The organism is Oleiphilus sp. HI0043, assembly GCF_001634935.1.
In genome coordinates this window covers 1-839 of the sequence record NZ_LWEY01001197.1, presented here as the reverse complement: position 1 = coordinate 839, position 839 = coordinate 1, and the positions used below count along the sequence as shown (strand labels likewise).

The following is an 839-nucleotide window of genomic DNA, read 5'->3' as shown; positions in this document are numbered from 1 at the left end:
AGCGGCTTAATCAAAGCTTTGATGACCAATGCATCCTAGGCTTAATCTGATTGCAGCTTCCTGTTGAGGCGCTATTTGGCTTGTATGAGCGGACTATTCTAAAAAGGCTGGTAATCACAAAAATCAAACATCGGCGCCAGATACATGACTGTAGCCCTGTGCTGTTTGTTGTGAACGAAATAAAGCTAGATCTATTTGAAATACGAGTTTTCACACAGCCTGAGCACAAAGCGCTACCTTTTTGAACACTACCGTCTATCTTCTTCACAGAGCGGACCTCATGTTAGTGGAGTTGTTTTCCTAGGTCATAAACAGAGGTAATATTGTAAAGTCTAAGGATTTTTAACGGTGCTGGATAAAATCATCAAGAATATTCAATACGCTATCTGATAAGCCAATAAGTTCTTCAACAGCTCCCTGTAGAGATAATGGTTCAGCGCCTGCTCGTGCAAGCTTATAGATCTCTATACCCTTCGCGTGTACTTTCGGATGAACATCTTCATATAGGTCTTTGAAGCGTTTTTTGGAACTTAGCGACTGGCCCTTATCTGACATTAGATACTTCCCAAGACGACATTGGGTATGATCTTTTAGCTCACTCTCTTGTACGCTGTTTTGTCCAAATAATGCAAAACGGATGTAAACGTAAGGCGAAGCGCACATATCCAAGAATCTAATGATTTAGTATGACATTCCATGGCAGCAGATCTTCCATTTCTGCTTGCTGATCTCTTTTACTAAGTGCTTTCAATAGATAATGAAGATAATCGAATGGCACAAGGTCATTTGCCTTTGCCGTTTCAACAATACTGTAAAGTACACTGCTGGCATGGGCACCA

The 839-nt window shown here is 41.0% G+C and carries 2 protein-coding genes; both read right to left on the bottom strand.

All coding sequences use genetic code 11. From position 1 onward, the window contains the following. Positions 1 to 342: 342 nt before the first annotated feature. The gene (locus A3729_RS14110; RefSeq protein WP_068633897.1) at positions 343 to 555 is read right to left on the bottom strand and encodes a hypothetical protein; all 213 of its coding nucleotides are present in this window, start codon (positions 553 to 555) and stop codon (positions 343 to 345) included. Positions 556 to 673: 118 nt separating this feature from the next. After that, the gene (locus A3729_RS34260) at positions 674 to 808 is read right to left on the bottom strand and encodes a transposase domain-containing protein (protein WP_369808647.1); all 135 of its coding nucleotides are present in this window, start codon (positions 806 to 808) and stop codon (positions 674 to 676) included. Positions 809 to 839: the final 31 nt, after the last annotated feature.